This window comes from Sphingomonas sp. M1-B02 (assembly GCF_026167525.1).
Classification (GTDB): Bacteria; Pseudomonadota; Alphaproteobacteria; order Sphingomonadales; family Sphingomonadaceae; genus Sphingomonas.
Window position 1 is genome coordinate 907,984 of record NZ_CP110679.1, and the last position, 17,389, is coordinate 925,372.

Here is a 17,389-nt window from a genome sequence, read left to right on the forward strand (position 1 = left end):
ACACTCGCGCAGGCCCCCGCGCCAGTGCCTTCCCAAGCGCGTCCGGCAAGTGTAGGCAGGGTCAAAACTAGGACAGGAAGGATGCCCTAATGAGTGCCCCGGTGCTCGACACCAAGATGGTGGGCGATAGCGAGGCCTTCCGCGCCAACGCCGCGCACAACCGCGCCTTGGCCGAGCGGCTTCGCGCCGACGTGGCCCGCGCCGCGCTGGGCGGATCGCAGGCCTCGCGCGAGCGACACGAGGGTCGGGGCAAGCTGCTCCCGCGCGATCGCGTCGAGCGGCTGCTCGATCCCGGTTCGCCCTTTCTCGAGATCGGCCAACTCGCCGCGCACGACCTGTATGAGGGCGAAGTCCCCGGCGCCGGCCTGATCTGCGGCATAGGCCGCGTATCGGGCCGCCAGGTAATGATCGTCTGCAACGACGCCACGGTGAAGGGCGGGACCTATTATCCGATGACGGTCAAGAAGCATCTCCGCGCGCAGGAGATCGCCGAGGCCAACCGACTGCCCTGCATCTATCTGGTCGACAGCGGCGGCGCGAACCTCCCGCACCAGGCCGAAGTCTTCCCCGATCGCGATCATTTCGGCCGTATCTTCTTCAACCAGGCCAATATGTCCGCGCTCGGCATCCCGCAGATCGCCTGCGTGATGGGAAGCTGCACGGCGGGCGGCGCCTATGTCCCCGCGATGAGCGACGAGAGCATCATCGTCCGCAACCAAGGCACGATCTTCCTCGCCGGCCCGCCGCTGGTGAAGGCGGCAACGGGCGAGGAAATCAGCGCCGAGGATCTGGGCGGCGGCGATCTTCACGCGCGCAAATCGGGCGTGGTCGATCATCTCGCGGAGAATGACGAACATGCGCTGACGATCGTACGCGACATCGTCAGCCACCTGCCCGCCGACCGCACGCCGGACACCAAGCTGCTCGATCCGCGCGCGCCCAAATATCCCGCCGACGACCTCTACGGCATCATCCCCCAGGACGTTCGCGCGCCCTACGACGTCCACGAAGTCATCGCCCGGCTGGTCGACGGCAGCGAGTTTCACGAGTTCAAGGCGCTGTACGGTTCGAGCCTTGTCTGCGGCTTCGCGCATATCTGGGGCATGCCGGTCGGAATCATCGCCAACAACGGCATCTTGTTCAGCGAGAGCGCCCAGAAAGGCGCGCATTTCATCGAACTCGCCTGCCAGCGGCGCATTCCGCTGCTTTTCCTCCAGAACATTTCGGGCTTCATGGTCGGCGGCAGATATGAGGCCGAGGGCATCGCCAAGCACGGCGCCAAGCTGGTCACTGCAGTCGCCACGGCCACGGTGCCCAAGATCACCATACTCATCGGCGGCAGCTTCGGCGCGGGCAATTACGGCATGTGCGGCCGGGCTTACTCTCCACGGTTCCTGTTCAGTTGGCCCAACAGCCGGATCAGCGTGATGGGCGGCGAGCAGGCGGCGAGCGTGCTGGCGACGGTCCACCGCGACGCCGACAAATGGAGCGACCAGGAGGCCGAGGCCTTCAAGGCGCCGATCCGTCAGAAATATGAGGATGAAGGCAATCCCTGGCACGCGACGGCGCGGCTATGGGACGACGGGATCATCGATCCGGCGCAGACGCGGGATGTTCTAGGCCTGGCGCTGGCGACGACGCTGAACGCGCCGATCCCCGAACGCCCTGCGTTCGGGGTGTTCCGGATGTGATGCGAGGCGATGGCCCCTTCTTAATCCTCCCCCAGCTCCGCTGGGGGAGGGGGACCATCCGAAGGATGGTGGAGGGGCGCGCGTTCGCGCGCATGCTCGGTTGCCGCGCGAAGCCTCTTGGAGCGGCGGTACGATTTACCCGTCCCTTTGATCATGGCTCCAGCCCCGCCCCCGCGCCTCCGGCGCGGCCCCTCCACCATGCTCCGCATGGTCCCCCTCCCCGAGACAAGCTCGGGGAGGAAATGAAAGGCTCTTTCATGCGCCACCTTCTCTTCCCCTTGGCCCTCCTCGCGCCCCTCCCGGCGCTAGCGCAAACCACTCCGGTCACCCCGATCCAGAAGGGCACCGCCCTCCCCCCGCCCAGCAGCGACGAGGCGGCCGTGTTGGCGCCGATCAATGCCCTGTTCGCCTCGCTCGAGCGAGGCGACGGCGCGGCGATCGCGCAGCATGTTTTCCCGGAAGGCCGTGTCACCGCCGTGGGCAAGGCGACCGACGGGACGCCGCGCATCCGGCAGGAAAGCTGGGCCCAGTTCAGCGCGCGCCTGCAGCCCGGCAAAGGCTTTCGCGAGCGCATCTGGAACCCCGCGATCGAGATAGACGACGATATCGCGATGGTGTGGGCGCCATATGACGTCCAGGTCGACGGCAAAACCAGCAATTGCGGGATCGACCATTTCGATCTGGTCCGAGAAGCAGGGCGCTGGAAGTTGCTGAACATCACCTTCTCGTCCCGCACCACCGGGTGCGAGCGCCCGTGACCCGCGACACGCTCTTCCTGCTCGATCCCAGCTTCGAGGACCCCGCGCTGCCGGGGCGCACTTTCTATTGCACCGATTGCATCACCTTGGAGGGTCTGCTTGCCGCCTTCCCGGAGCTCGCCGCGAAGCTCGACATCGTCCGCATCGCCTATCCGCGGCCCCGCGCGGCGGTGGTCGCGGCACTGGGCGAGGCGAACCAGAACCTGCCCGCGCTGGCCTTTGCCGAAGGCGGCTTCGTCAATGACCAGCCGGGCCTCCTGCGCGCGCTGCATGCGCGCCACGGCTTTCCGGAACCGCATCCATGATCCAGTCATTGCTCATTGCCAATCGCGGCGAGATCGCGTGCCGCATCATCCGCACCGCGCGGGCGATGGGGATCCGCACGATCGCGGTCTATTCGGATGCCGACGCGCAAGCGCTCCACGTTCGCCAGGCCGACGAGGCGGTGCACATCGGCCCCTCGCCGGCGCGCGAATCCTATCTTGTTGGCGAGCGCATCATTGCCGCAGCAAATTCGACGGATGCCGCAGCAATTCATCCGGGCTATGGCTTCCTCTCGGAAAATGCCGATTTCGCCCAGGCGGTGCTCGATGCGGGCCTGATCTGGGTCGGCCCCCATCCCGACAGCATCCGCGCGATGGGACTCAAGGACGCCGCAAAGGCACGGATGATCGCGGCCGGAGTCCCCGTCACCCCCGGCTATCTCGGTGAGGATCAGTCGCCCGATCGGCTCCAGCAGGAGGCAGATGCGATTGGCTATCCGGTGCTGATCAAGGCCGTGGCCGGCGGCGGCGGCAAGGGCATGCGCCGCGTCGATGCTGCGCAGCAATTTGCCGAAATGCTGCAGTCGTGCAAGCGCGAGGCCGCCTCCTCGTTCGGCGACGACCGCGTGCTGATCGAGAAGTACATCCTCTCCCCGCGCCACATCGAAGTGCAGGTGTTCGGCGACAGCCACGGTAACGTCGTCCACTTGTTCGAGCGCGACTGCTCACTCCAGCGCCGCCACCAAAAGGTGATCGAGGAAGCCCCGGCACCCGGGATGACCGAATATACGCGCAACATCGTTTGTGCGGCCGCAGTCCGCGCTGCAAAGGCGGTCGACTATGTCGGCGCGGGCACGATCGAGTTCATCGCCGACGGCTCGCTGGGTCATATTCACCCCGATCGCATCTGGTTCATGGAGATGAACACCCGCCTCCAGGTCGAGCATCCGGTGACCGAGGAAATCACCGGGGTCGATCTGGTGGAATGGCAGCTGCGCGTCGCCAGCGGCGAACCGCTGCCCAAGACGCAAGACGAGTTGCGGATCAACGGTCACGCCATCGAAGCGCGGCTCTACGCCGAGGATCCCGCCAAGGGCTTCCTTCCCTCCACGGGAAAACTCGAACAGTTCCTGCTCGATGGCAGCGTTCGGATCGACAAGGGCGTCTATCAGGGCGCGGCGATATCGCCTTTCTACGATCCGATGATCGCCAAGATGATCTCGCACGCGAGCGACCGCGAGGAGGCTCGCGAACGCCTGAGCTGGGCGCTGAACGAAAGCATTATCTGGCCGGTCCGAACCAATGCCGGCTTCCTGATCCGCTGCCTCGAACAGTCCGACTTCATTGCCGGCCAGATGGACACCGGCCTCATCGCGCGCGAAGGCGAGGCGTTGATCCCGCCGCTGATGCCGCCGGATCACGAGCTCGAAGCGGTCGCTGAAACCTATTCTCGCCAGTCCCTGGCCGGTTTCAGGCTCAACGCGCCGTTGCGGCGCGAAATGGTCCTGGCGGTCAACGGCCAGCCCGTCCCCGTCCGCATGTCGATCCACGATTATGTCGATCAGCGGCGCCTGGCCGGCTCACAAGATGCGCCCGCCTCATTGTGGCTCACCGATGGCGGACAGACCTGGCAAGTCCAGCCGGTCCGGACGGTGCAGGCAGGCGCCGCGGCAGCCAGCGACGGCGCCATCCTCTCCCCCATGCCCGGCCGCATCACTGCGGTGGAAATCGTCCCCGGCGACACCGTCACCAAGGGCCAGCGCCTGGTCACGCTCGAGGCGATGAAGATGGAGCACAGCCTGATCGCGCCGTTCGACGGCGTCGTCGCCGAGCTTAACGCCGAGCCCGGCGCGCAGGTCAGCGAAGGCACATTGCTGGTGCGGATCGAACGGTTGGAAGATTAATTCGCCCTCACCCTTCCCACCGCCTTGCGGCGGCGGGCCCATTCCCTCTCCCAACGGGAGAGGGAGGGAGGCGCGAAGCGCCGGAAGGGTGAGGGTGATAGAGGAGACAAGGCAATGCCCGGAAAATATTACGACGAATGGCAGATCGGCGACCGAATCGAGCACGACCTGCGCCGCACCGTCACCGAGACCGACAATCTGCTCTTCTCGACCCTCACCCACAACAGCCAGCCGCTCCACCTCGACGCCGAGGCCGCGCGCGCGTCGGAGTTCGGACAGATCCTCGTCAACGGCACCTTCACCTTCAGCCTGATGGTCGGCATCACCGTGGGGGACACCACCGCGGGCACGCTCGTCGCCAATCTGGGCTATGACAAGCTGGTCATGCCCAAGCCGGTGTTCCTCGGCGATACGCTCCACGCCTCGAGCGAAGTCGTCGACCTGCGCCCGAGCAAGTCGCGCCCCAACCAGGGCATCGTCACCTGGCGGCACCAGATGCACAACCAGCGCGACGAGCTGGTCTGCGAATGCCTGCGCTCGGCGCTTCTGCGAAGCCGCGCGGCCTAAGCGGCCTTTTCGCGCGCCGGCACGGGATTGGAGAATTCCATCTCCTCGTCGATCCCGCCATATTTGAGCGCCATCACGTCGAGCGTGTAATTCTGGTGAACCCGCCACGGCTTGCGAGTGCCCTGTCGCGGCAGCTGCTGTGCCGCCCGCTGGATATAGCCCGAGGTGAAGTCGAGGAACGGCGCCTCCTCCACCGGGCCCGCCAGCCGCGGCGTCACCTGGCGCATCCCGCGCTTGCGCATCGCGTTGAGCAGCCGCGTGACATAATAAGCGGTCAGGTCCGATTTCAGCGTCCAGCTGGCATTGGTATAGCCGAACGAGATCGCGAAATTGGGCACGTCCGAAAACATCATGCCCTTGTAGGTCAGATGCTCGACCGGCGCGAACGGCGCCCCGTCCACCGTCACCGGGATCCCGCCCAGCAGCCGGATCTCGAGCCCCGTCGCGGTGACGATCAGATCGGCCTCGATCTCGCGCCCCGAACCCAGCTTCAGCCCAGTCGGGGTGAAGCGTTCGATCGTGTCGGTGACCACCTCCGCCTTGCCCTCGCGGATCGCCGCGAACAGATCGGCGTCGGGCACCAGGCACAGCCTTTGGTCCCACGGATCGTAGCGCGGCGTGAAATGCGTGCCGACATCATACGCGTCGCCCAGCTGCTCGCGCACCATTGCGACGAGCCGCTCCTTCGACTTGGCGGGATGCTTGCGCATCAGCCGATAGAAATATTGCGTGACCAGCACGTTTCGCCACCGCGTGATCGCATAGGCGATCCGGGCGTTCAGTGTCCGCCGCAACCAGTTCGCAAACCTGTCTTCCGAAGGCCGGGCGACGATATAGCTCGGTGAGCGCTGCAGCATCGTTACATGCGCCGCCTCGCGCGCGAGTTCTGGTACCAGCGTCACCGCGGTCGCCCCGCTGCCGATCACGACGACCTTCTTGCCGGCATAGTCCACATCGGGCGTCCAGAATTGCGGGTGCACGATCCGCCCCCCGAAATCGGCCGCACCCGCGAAATCGGGGAGATATCCCCGCTCGTAATTATAATAGCCGCTGCACATGAAGAGGAAGGAGCAAGTGAAGCATCGTTCTTCGCCGCCCTGATCCGCGGTCACCGTCCACAGCGAGTCCGCGCTCGACCAGGAGGCGCTCGTCACCTTGTGGGACAGCCGGATATGCGCGTCGAGGCCATGCTCGCGCGCCGTCTCGTCGAGATAGTTGAGGATCGCCGGCCCGTCGGCGATCGCTTTCGCCTCGGTCCACGGCCGGAACGAGAAGCCTAGGGTGTACATGTCCGAATCCGAGCGGATGCCCGGATAGCGAAACAGGTCCCAGGTGCCGCCGAGCCGCTCGCGACCCTCCAGGATCACGAAGCTGCGGTCGGGGCTGTTCGCCTGCAGGTAATGGGCCGCGCCGATGCCCGAAATGCCGGCGCCCACCACCACGACGTCGAAATGCTCGATCATTCTGCCCTCCACCGCAATTGCTTACAGCGATGTAAGTAACAGGGTCAATAATCGCGCGAGTAACGCAGGCTCACGCTCGAACCGCCGAACGATCCGGTCTGCGAGAGCAGGCTGAGCGCGCGGGTCAGCGCGATCTCGATCTGCGTCGCGGTAAACCCTTCGGCGTCGGTGATGATCTCCACATAGATATCGTCGGTGATATATTTGCCCGCCGCCAGCGACGTGCCCCGGCCGCTCGCATCGTCGGCGCCGAGGATGCGGAGCCGATCAATCCCGGTCGCCGATTTGAGCTTGCCGAGCGGATTGAGCCCGCCGCCGGTGCCGCGCAACGAGTTCACCGCCGCCGCCAGCTGGATCGCCTCGGTCGCGGAGAGATTGGTGACGTTGGTCCCGAAGAACAGTCGCGCCAGCACTTCCTCCTGCGGCAGCGCCGGCGACGAGGAGAAGGCGATCTGGGGAAGCTGCGCCGTCCCGGTGACGTTCAGGATCGCGGTCACGCCCTCGGCCGTGGTGGTCGCGGAAATGTCGATCCCCGGATTGGAGAGCGCCGATCCCTGGAAGGTAATGTTGCCGCGCGTCACTTCGAAGCGGCGGCTGGCGAAGCTATAGGTGCCGCGGATGATCTGCATCGATCCGCGTACCTGCGGCGCGACGTTGGTGCCCGTCACGTTGATCCGCGCGCTCCACTCCGATTCGAGCCCCATCCCGCTCACGAAAAGGCGATTGTTGGCGCGGATCCGCAGGTCGAGGTCGAAGATGCCATACGCGCGCCGCGGGGGCGCCGCCGGCTCGTTGCCCGCCGCGACCAGCTGGCTTTTCCGGCGGATGCCGGTCAGTTCGGGTACTTCCGCCGCGCCCTGGCGGATGATCTCGTAATTGGCCTCGGGAATCGTCAGCTCGCCTTCGATCTTCGAGAGTTCGTTGGTCTTGGTGATCGTGATCCTGCCCGTGGCAGTCGCGCCCAGCGACTCGCTGCGCGCCAGCCGGGCGTTAGTGAATTCGGCTGCGATCGTTATCGGATAGCCTGCCTCGGACGAAAGCCCGATCCGGCCCTGCGCGGTGATCGTGCCGTCGCCGGCGCGTCCGCTGGCCTGGGTCAGGATGAATTCGTCGTTCGAGAAGCGCCCGTCAATCTTCAGATTGGTGACCTGCGTGCCATAGGTCTCGTTGCCATAGGTCAGGTTCTCGCCGCGGACGATGCCCGCCAATTGCGGCGCGCTGACCCGTCCGGAAAAGTCGGCAGCGATGCCGATCCCGCCCGATAGATGCTGGTTGGTGAGCCCGGCGAGCGAGAAGGGCACCGCAGCCGGCCCGTTGTAGCGGATCCCGCCGGAAAGCGGCGCTTCCATCACCCGCTGCAACCACGAGCCGGCACCCGCGCTCAGCGGTCGCATCGTTGCGACCAAGCGGCCGATCGTGGTGGTCCCGCGCTTGATGATCGCGCGGGCATCGCCGCCATCCGGCAGCAGGCGCCCGACGAAGCTGACATCGACCGGCGCCGATACCGTCGCGAGGCTCGAGCGCGTGAAATTGTCCACCTCGAGCCGCACGTCGGCGCTCGGGAAGGCGCCCGAACTGGCCTGCGCGAAGTCGATGCTTCCGGTCGCCGTTCCGTCGATGCCGATCCCCGGTACGAAGCCGTTGACCACCGCCAGGTCGAGCTTGTCGAGCCGTGCCTGCAGCGCCATTCCGTCGCCGTAGCTGCCCGCCAGCCGCACGCTTCCACGGTCGAAATCGACCTGCGTCGGCATCAGGCGATAGACGCCGTCCCGAATTGCGATCCGCGCCGGATTGATCGTGCGGAACTGGATCCCGCTCCCCTGCCCCTGCAGCGCCACCAGCCATTGCTCGGGCGCCAGCTGCGCGTTCGCGGCGATCTGGAAGGGCACGCCCGACGATCCCGTCGCGAACAGCTGCGCCGTACCGTTGCCGCCCTGATAATCGATCTTCGCCCGCGCGGTCTTGAGCACGAATTGCCCGCTGCGCATATTGGCGAGCTGAACATCGGCGAGCACCTGCGGCGTATCGGCCAATACGACGCTGGCCGAGATCAGCCCGCGGCCGATCGTCAGCCCGGCATTGCCGGGAATCGTCGCGTTCAGCGCCCGCGCCTGCACGTCGGCGCGCTGCAAGTCCCCCTGCGCACTCAGATCGGCGCTCCCGTTCACGCCCGACCCCACGAAGGTCAACCGCCCGGCAAAGGGCCCCGCACGGGTCTGCTGGACGCGCCCGCCGATATCCATGCCCGCGAAGCGCGCGCTTTCGATATCCACTGCGAGCAGGGCGCCCGTGCGCACCACCACATCGGCGTTGAACGGACCATAATCGGTCTCTCCGCTGGCGATGACGGCGTAGGAGTCGCCGCGGCCCCGGATCTGCGCCTGAAGGCCGACCAATCCCACGCCAAGCCCGGGACGTTCCGCGCGTAGCAGGACGACCGGCGCAGTCAGCGTGCCCGTCACCCGAGCGGTCAACGGGCCATAAGCGGTGGACACCGCATCGGCGTTGATCAGGATCGGCCCTGCCGGGTCGTAGCGTCCGGAGCCGCGCAGGATACGGAATTGCGGCGCGCGCAGCCGCACGTCGCTGATCGCGATGATACCGCTCGGGTCCAGCGCCAGCCGCGCCGAAGCGACGGCATTGCCGCCCAGGAAATCGCGCGCCGCTTCGTTGGTGATACGGCGGGTCTCGGCACCCACCTGCCCGCGAATGCCCCAGCCGCCGCCGGGGGCGGCATAGAGCTCGGCGTCGGTGGTCAGATTGACCACGCCGACGCCGTTGATCGCATAATCGTTGACGCGGCCCTTGAGCGCCCCCGTGTAACGGCCGGTGCTCATGTCAGCGGCGATGATCGCGGTCGCATCGACTCGATCCGAACGCAGCCTCAGATTGTCCGAAAGGATCTGCGAGCCCGAGATCGCCAGATCGCCGGCGATCGTCAGGTTGGTAACCAGGCCGCCCGCCGCAGCATTGAGCCCGGTCACCCGCGCCGCGCGTGCCCGGACCGGCACCAGGATGCGATCCGAATCGACCCGTGCCCGACCCTCGGCATAAAAGCGCTCGACGACCGTCTCGCCGAAGCCGAGCGCCGCCGCCTGGATCTTGTAATCCGCCACCGGGGTCGCGAACGGCCCGTTCAGCGCCAGCGCCGCGCGCACCGATCGGCCGTTCAGATTGGGCGCGATCGAGCCCGGCGTGAGCAGCATCGCCTCGACTCGCACATCGCCGAAGCGATTGTTCGCGAGATCGATCAGCCCCTTCGCCTCGACCGAGAGCGCCTTCGACCGCACGAAGAGCGAACCCTTCGCGGTACGATCGGCCAGCACGGCATCCAGCGCGACGTCGAGCTGCGGCGAGGTGAGTCGCTCGACCGATCCGGGCATGTAGATGCCCGGGCGGATCGGTCCGCGCACCTGGAAGCGGCCGTCCTGCGCGATCACATTGAGGTTCGCGATCTGTTGCCCGCCCAAGGTGCCCAGCGCACGCCCGGTCCAGCTTTTCCAGCTGCCCTTGCCGTTCACCGCCAGCGTCACCGGCGCCTCGAGCCCGGCGAGCCCGGTCACGAAGCCGTTGACCGGCGCGTTAAGCTGCATGTCGATATCGAGCTTGTTCTGCTCGGGCACGGCATCGAGCCGGAGCTTGAGCTGGTCCCCGCCCGCCACGCCGGGCGCCGCGACCGTCTGTGCGTCGGCGACGATCTGGGCGCGCCCACCGGCAAGATGCGCGCTGCCGCTCAGCCGGGCGATATGCCGCTGCCCGGTAACCGCCGGGGCGATGTCGATCCGCGCGATCGCCAGCTTGGCCACGTCGATGTTGAGATCGGGCAGCAACGGCGCATCGGGATCGCCCGAAGGCTTGAGCTCGGGCAGCCGCGCCAGCCGTACTTCGGGGCTCGTTAGGCTGCGGATATCGATATGCTTGTTGAAATAGCTGAACGGTCGCCAGTCGACCGCGATCCGGGGCGACGTGGCGAAGACGCCCTTATTGTCCCGCACCTCGACATCGTGGAGCACCATCGCGCCATAAAGCGAGCCCTCGATCCGCCCGACGCGGAAGTTGAGGCCCGAGGCGAGCGAGAAATTGTTGATCTGCTGGACGACGAAGCCACGCCCTGGGCCGGTGTTGATCCCGACGATCAGCAGCCCGGCCAGCAGCACCAGCGAGCCGAGTGCGATCGCGCTCCACTTGACGATCCGCTGCCAGACCGGCGGCTTCACGACCACGACCTGCTCGGTCGCATCCCCTGCGGGCGCTTCGCTCGCCATCAGAAGGCCTGGCCGATGGAGATGTACAAGGCGACCAGCGATTCACCCGGCTTGCGGCCGATCGGCGTGGCCACATCGACGCGCAGCGGCCCGAAATTGGTGTAGATCCGTCCGCCGATTCCCGCGCCGAAGCGCATGTTCTTGCCGGTCGGGTACAGGCCTTCATACACCTGCCCGGCATCGATGAACGGCACGATCCCGAAATTGCCGAAGCGATAACGCGCCTCGATCGCGAACTCGTTCATGCTGCGCCCGCCCACGGGCCTGCCGTCCGGCGAGCGCGGGCCCAGTTCCTGATAGCCGAAGCCGCGTACCGAACCACCGCCGCCGGCATAATAGCGCCGCGAGGGCGGCAGATCGTCGCGGGCGATCCCCGGAATTGCGCCAACGCGCGCGCGCCCGGCAATGACGATGTTGCGGGTCGCCGGGTAATATACGGTCCCCTCCAGCATCAGCCGCGCATAGGGCCGTATTTCGCCGCGGACCGAAGTCTCGGGGCTCACATTGGCCTTGATCCGGAAGCCGCGCACCGGGTTCAGCAGATTGTCCGACGCGTCATAGCCCAGGAAAAGCGGCAGCGCGCCGATCGCCCAGGTCCCGCGATCGCGCATCCCGCGATTGAAATTATAGCGGTCCTCGTTCGAACCGACGATCTCGGCGCCATAGAAATAGGTCCAGCGCTTCTGCCAGATCGGGGTCGAATCGCGCGACCAGCGCAGCGATAGCGTGCCGGTGTAGCTTTCGAACGCTGCATAGTCCGAATGGTTGATCGCGGCGATCGCCTGAAAAGTGCGATCGCGCTGGCCGGCGTTGGATCGGCGGAAGGTTCCCGAAATCGCCTGCTCCTGCGTGCCGAGCACGCCGCTTGCGATCAAAGCGCCTTCGGGGGGGAAGAAGTTGCGGTGCGTCCAGGTCGCCTCGGCACGGAATCCCTGCCCAGTGCTGTAGCCGACTTCGCCCGCCAGCGTGCGCGGGCGGCCGGCATTCTGCCGCACCAGCAAATCGACCACTTCGGTGCCGTCAGGGCCCGTCACGCCGGTCTTCACCGGCTCCACCGCCACCGTCGAGAACAGGCTGGTCGCAATCAGCGCCTCGCGCAGATCGTCCACCTTGCGGCTGTCGTAGATCTGCCCCGGCTTGTAGCGGCGCAGCAGCTCGAGATGGTCGACCTCGAACACCGGACGCCGGCCCTCGGTGCGGATCGCGCCGAAGCTCGCGCGCGGTCCCAGCTCCACCGGCAGCGTATAATCGCCGAGATGGGTTTCCTCGTCGAGCAGGATGTCGCGCTCGCCTACCTTGGTAAAGGGATAGCCCTGCTGCGGCAGCCGCAGGCTGACATTGGCCTCGGCGCCCTGGATGCGCTCGGCCTGGATCGCGTCGCCCGGGTTGAGGTTGAGCTCGGCGTCGACCAGCCCGGCCGGCACGGTCGGATCGCTCACTATCTTGATTGTGCCCAGCCGATAGAGCGCGCCGGGCGTCGCGATGATCGTCGCCTTCACATTACCCGAGTTGCGCGGATTCTGCTCGAGCGTCGAGATCGCGCTGCCGTCGTAATAGCCGAGCGACTGCATCAACCGCAGCGCAAGGCCTTCATCTTCGCGAGCGCGCGCCGCGACCATCGCCGCATTGGCCGCCTTGCCGTCGCCATCCTCCAGCGCCGAGAGGCTGCGGAAGCGATCATCGAGCCCGACCGCATCGAGCCCCTCGACCGCCGTCGTATAGCGGATCTCGCCGACCTTCTCGTTGTCGATCCCCTCGATCGTCACCGTTTCCAGCTTGAACTCGCCGAGCGGCGGCAGCGGCTGCGCGAATTCGGGCGCTTCGGCGGCGGGCGGCGGAAAGCTTTCGATTTCGGCCGCCACCGCCTGCGGAGTCGCGGACTCGACCGGCGGCGGGGCGTTGGTGATCGGCTCGAGCGGCGCGTTGATGTCATCGCTGATCCGCGGCATCGCCGCATCGAATTCGGCGTCAGAGACGATCGTCTCGTCATCGGCACTCGCGCCGGGTGTCGGTTCGGGGGCAGGCGCAGGTGCCGGCGCGCTCTGCTCGGGCGAAGGGTCGGCGATCTGCGCACACGCGATCGCCGGCAGAAACGCAGTTCCTGCCAGCGCGGCACACGCCAACGCCTTGACCCTTTTACTCACGCGCCTCCTTCGGGCGCCACGACCCCGGCCCCCTGTTGGAACCCCCGAACCGTTGTTTCGCTCCATGTGCAAGCGAAAAACGCCTGATATCAATATCTCGCTTTCGCCTCGGCGCGGAATCGGTGGAGCAAGGGCTCGGTATAGCCGCTCGGCTGGGTGACCCCCTCGAACACCAGCGCGCGTGCGGCGCGGAACGCCAGACTGGCCTCGGCATTGCCCGCCATCGGGCGATAGAGGGGATCGCCCGCATTCTGCGCATCCACCTTCGCCGCCATCCGCAGCAGCGACGCGTCCACGTCCTCGGCGGTCGCCACACCGTGCAGCAGCCAGTTGGACATATGCTGCGAAGAGATGCGCAGCGTCGCGCGATCCTCCATCAGCCCGACATCGTGGATGTCGGGCACCTTCGAACAGCCCACGCCCTGGTCTATCCAGCGCACGACATAGCCGAGGATGCCCTGGGCATTGTTGTCGAGCTCGTCGGCAATCTCCTGCGCGCTCCAGTTGCGCCCCGCCGCCACCGGGATCGTCAGCAGCGGTGCCAGCCCCGGCACCGCCTCGGCGGCAATCGCGCGCTGCCGGGCGAACACGTCGACCTGATGATAGTGCATCGCGTGCAGCGTCGCCGCGGTCGGCGACGGGACCCAGGCGGTGTTCGTGCCCGATCGCGGATGCGCGGACTTCTGCGCGAGCATGTCCGCCATCCGATCCGGCGCCGCCCACATCCCCTTGCCGATCTGTGCCTTGCCCGAAAGCCCGCACGCCAGCCCGATGCCGACATTGCGCGCTTCATAGGCCTGGATCCAGCTCGACGCCTTCATCTCGGCCTTGGGCACCATCGCCCCGGCGCGCATGCTGCTGTGGATCTCGTCGCCGGTGCGATCGAGGAAACCGGTGTTGATGAAGGCGATCCGGTGCCGCACCGCATGGATGCAGGCCGCAAGATTGGCCGACGTCCGCCGCTCCTCGTCCATTACCCCCAGCTTGATCGTGTGCCGCGCCAGCCCCAACAGATCCTCGACCGCGTCGAACAGCCGATCGGCGAAACCGCATTCCTCGGGCCCGTGCATCTTCGGCTTGACGATATAGATAGATCCCGCCCGGCTGTTGCGCCGCGCGCGGAGGTCGTAGCGCGCGATCAGGCTCGTCAGGATCGCGTCGAGAATGCCCTCGGGCGCCTCCTGACCGTCTTGCAGCAACAGCGCCGGCGTCGTCATCAGATGCCCGACATTGCGCACGAACAGCAAAGCGCGCCCCGGCAGGCTGATCTCCGCCGCCCCCGGCACCTGATAGACGCGGTCCTCGGCAAGCCGCCGCGTCATGCGCACGCCGCTTTTGTCGAAGCTCTCCTCCAGATCGCCCTGCATCAGCCCCAGCCAGTTGGCATAGGCCGCGACCTTGTCCTCGGCGTCCACCGCCGCGATCGAATCCTCGAGGTCGACGATCGTCGAGAGCGCCGCTTCCAGCACCACGTCTGCGATCCCGGCCGGATCGTCGCGCCCGATCGGATGCGTCCGGTCGATCGTGACTTCGATGTGCAGGCCATTGTGCCGGAACAGCAGCGAATCGCCGCGATGCCCGACGAACTGGCCGGGATCGGCGAGCGGCAAATCGCCCTTCGCAAACTCCGCCCAGCGCATGCCCGTGAGCGGCACCGCTTCGTCGAGAAAGGCCTTGGCAAAGGCGATCACCTGCGCCCCGCGCGCGCGATCATAGCCGCCGGGCTCGGCGGCACCCGGCAAGGCATCGGTCCCGTACAGCGCGTCGTACAGGCTCCCCCATCGCGCGTTGGCGGCATTGAGCACGAAGCGCGCGTTGAGCGCCGGCACCACCAGCTGCGGCCCGGCCATCCGGGCGACTTCGTCGTCCACGCCGCTTGTCATCACCGTGAAGGGCGCGGGCTCGGGCACCAGATAGCCGATCCCACGCAGGAACGCCTCCTGCGCCGAAGGATCGGTCGCACGCCGGGGATCCTCTTCGCACCAGTGATCGATCTGCGCCTGCAGCAGCTCGCGCTTGGCCAGCAAGTCCCGATTCTCCGGCGCGAACCGGGCGAAGAGTTCCGCCGCACCAGTCCAGAAGCGCGCTGGCTCGAAACCGAGCCCCGGCAACACCCGGTCTTCGACGAAATGCGCGAGCACCTCCGCCACCTGCGAACCGGCGCGATCAACATAAGCGGACATGGAATACCCTCCTGACACAAGGAAACGGCCTGGGGAGGACGGCACGCGATTAGTCCAGCAACGCCCGGCTAATCAACCCCGCTCTGCAATGCCCCCGCCGCCGCCTCGATCCGCTCGAGCATGGCGCGCAACTGCTCCTGCTCCGCGCGCGGGAGCACGTCGAAGATCCGCCGCTCGAATTCCAGCGCCTTGGGCGCGATCTGTTCGTACAGCCCCCAGCCGTCGGGGGTCAGCGTCAGCAGGCGCGAGCGCTGGTCGCCCGGATTGGCCCCGCGCTGGATGAGCCCGCGTTCGGCAAGGGCGATCGCCGCGCGGCTCACCGTCACCTTGTCCATCCGGGTGCGGCCGCATAGCGCCTGCTGGCTCATCGCCCCGCCCTCCGCCAGCACCGCCACCAGCCGCCACTCCGGAATGCGCAGCCCGAAAAGGTTGCGATAGGCCGATGCGACCGCATCCGAGACCGCATTGGAAGCGATCGAAAGCCGGTAGGGCAGAAATGCTTCAAGCTTGAGCGTCGTAGGCATCGCAGCTCCGTTCCGGTCCATAGCGTCCGTTGCAAGTGACAACGTTGTACGATTGCAATTTATGCAATGCTACCGGTATCATTTCGCACTTGCAACATAAGCCCCCGGCACCCAATTAGCGGAGGCCTTTCAGGCATCCTCTCCTAAACCTTTCAAAGGGTCGCCCTCCGGGGCGGCCCCTTTTTTTGTCTTTTTTCAGCCCATCTGTCGCTTGATCGTCGCCCGTGTTGCCTTTCCGTAAGGCGGCTTCATCCCGGCGAGCTTGGCCACATCGATCCGAGGCTGCTTGTAGACACTCCGAGCATGACTGAAGGTCCGGAACCCGGCCTCGCCATGATAAGCTCCCATTCCCGACGGTCCGACTCCGCCGAACGGCAATTCCTCCTGGCTGACATGGAATATCACGTCGTCCAGCGTCACCCCGCCGGAGACGGTGCGGTCCATTACCTGCCGCCGCTCGGCGCCGTCCGAACCGAAATAATAAAGCGCGAGCGGACGATCGCGGCGATTCACTTCGTCGATCGCGCCGTCGATATGCTCGTAGCTGCGCACCGGCAGGATCGGCCCGAATATCTCCTCCTGCATCACGATCATGTCGTCGGTCGCGCCGCGAACGATGTGCAGCGGCATCTTCCGCGAATTGGAGGTCGCGAAATCCTCGTTCGCCGGGTTTACCGCGATCACCTCGGCGCCCTTGGCGCGGGCGTCGTCGAGCCACTCGGTCAGCCGCTGATAATGGCGATCGTTGATCAGCGCGGTGTAATCGGGGTTGGAGAGCAGCGTCGGATACATCCGCGTCGCGGCGTCGACGAGCCCCGCGACGACCTCCGCCTCCTTCTCCGCCGGCACCAGCATATAATCGGGCGCAAGACAGATTTGGCCGGCGTTGAGCATCTTGCCTAGCGCCACCCGCTCGGTCGTTCGCGCAACGTCCGCCGATCGTCCCACCACCACGGGAGATTTGCCGCCCAGCTCGAGCGTAACCGGCGTCAGATTGTCGGCGGCGGCATGGAGGATATGCTTGGCGATGCCCGTCGCGCCGGTGAACAGCAGGTGATCGAAGGGCAGCGCGGCAAAGGCCTTCCCCACCTCTGGCCCGCCGCTGACGAAGGCCAGTTCCTCCACGTCGAAATACCCCGGCGCGAGTTGCTCGAACAAGGCGGCGACGCAGGGCGTGAACTCGCTGGTCTTCACCATCGCCCGGTTGCCCGCTGCGAAAATCCCCGCCAGCGGGCTCATCACCAGGTTGACCGGGAAATTCCACGGCGCAATCACCCCGACCACACCCAGCGGTTGATATTCGATCCAGCCGCGCCCGCCGAGCAGGCCCAGCGGAAACATCACCGGCTTCTTGTCCGGCTTTGCCCAGCGCTCGACATGCTTGATCGCGTGGCGAAGCGGCGCCACCGAGGCGGCGATATCGGTGATCATCGATTGCTCGCGGCTGCGATGCCCGAAATCCTCGCTCAGGGCGTCGCAGAATTTCTCGGCATTGTCGGACAGCATCGCGATCGCGCGCTTGAGCCGATCCTTGCGCACCGCGATGGGGACGGGAAGCTCGGCCATATAGGCGGCGCGCTGGCGCTCCAATATCTGCTGCATCCCATCCCTCTCCGGTCGCCTCAGC

Annotated in this window: 11 protein-coding genes; 5 read left to right on the forward strand and 6 right to left on the reverse strand. The window is 66.3% G+C overall.

Annotated features, from left to right (window positions below):
- The first annotated feature begins 89 nt into the window (after positions 1-89).
- From OKW87_RS04380 to OKW87_RS04400, 5 genes are all read left to right on the forward strand, one after another.
- Positions 90-1,691 (forward strand): carboxyl transferase domain-containing protein, encoded by a 1,602-nt coding sequence (locus OKW87_RS04380; RefSeq protein ID WP_265542603.1) that lies wholly within the window; start codon positions 90-92, stop codon positions 1,689-1,691.
- A 257-nt stretch (positions 1,692-1,948) separates the two neighbouring features.
- A complete protein-coding gene (locus OKW87_RS04385; RefSeq protein WP_265542604.1) occupies positions 1,949-2,449 on the forward strand; it encodes a nuclear transport factor 2 family protein in 501 nt (166 codons plus the stop codon).
- Positions 2,446-2,754, forward strand: a complete 309-nt coding sequence (locus tag OKW87_RS04390; RefSeq protein ID WP_265542605.1) for a DUF3088 domain-containing protein — start codon at positions 2,446-2,448, stop codon at positions 2,752-2,754. The genes OKW87_RS04385 and OKW87_RS04390 overlap by 4 nt, the downstream gene beginning before the upstream one ends.
- Positions 2,751-4,616: an acetyl/propionyl/methylcrotonyl-CoA carboxylase subunit alpha gene (locus OKW87_RS04395; protein WP_265542606.1), complete on the forward strand. Its 1,866-nt coding sequence runs from the start codon at positions 2,751-2,753 to the stop codon at positions 4,614-4,616. Before OKW87_RS04390 ends, OKW87_RS04395 begins: the two co-directional genes overlap by 4 nt.
- Before the next feature lie 24 nt (positions 4,617-4,640).
- Complete coding sequence (locus OKW87_RS04400; protein WP_336390208.1) at positions 4,641-5,183, forward strand: MaoC family dehydratase; 543 nt, start codon at positions 4,641-4,643, stop codon at positions 5,181-5,183.
- Here OKW87_RS04400 and OKW87_RS04405 read toward each other — a convergent pair.
- From OKW87_RS04405 to OKW87_RS04430, 6 genes are all read right to left on the reverse strand, one after another.
- A complete protein-coding gene (locus OKW87_RS04405) occupies positions 5,180-6,646 on the reverse strand; it encodes a flavin-containing monooxygenase (RefSeq protein ID WP_265542608.1) in 1,467 nt (488 codons plus the stop codon). The two genes, OKW87_RS04400 and OKW87_RS04405, sit on opposite strands and share 4 nt — an antisense overlap.
- Positions 6,647-6,690: 44 nt before the next feature.
- The gene (locus tag OKW87_RS04410) at positions 6,691-10,911 is read right to left on the reverse strand and encodes a translocation/assembly module TamB domain-containing protein (RefSeq protein ID WP_265542609.1); all 4,221 of its coding nucleotides are present in this window, start codon (positions 10,909-10,911) and stop codon (positions 6,691-6,693) included.
- Positions 10,911-13,055, reverse strand: a complete 2,145-nt coding sequence (locus tag OKW87_RS04415; RefSeq protein WP_265542610.1) for an autotransporter assembly complex protein TamA — start codon at positions 13,053-13,055, stop codon at positions 10,911-10,913. The genes OKW87_RS04410 and OKW87_RS04415 overlap by 1 nt, the downstream gene beginning before the upstream one ends.
- Positions 13,056-13,144: 89 nt before the next feature.
- Complete coding sequence (locus OKW87_RS04420) at positions 13,145-15,238, reverse strand: malate synthase G (RefSeq protein WP_265542611.1); 2,094 nt, start codon at positions 15,236-15,238, stop codon at positions 13,145-13,147.
- 68 nt (positions 15,239-15,306) lie between these two features.
- Complete coding sequence (locus OKW87_RS04425; protein ID WP_265542612.1) at positions 15,307-15,762, reverse strand: MarR family winged helix-turn-helix transcriptional regulator; 456 nt, start codon at positions 15,760-15,762, stop codon at positions 15,307-15,309.
- Positions 15,763-15,957: 195 nt separating this feature from the next.
- Positions 15,958-17,364 (reverse strand): coniferyl aldehyde dehydrogenase, encoded by a 1,407-nt coding sequence (locus OKW87_RS04430; protein ID WP_265542613.1) that lies wholly within the window; start codon positions 17,362-17,364, stop codon positions 15,958-15,960.
- Positions 17,365-17,389: the final 25 nt, after the last annotated feature.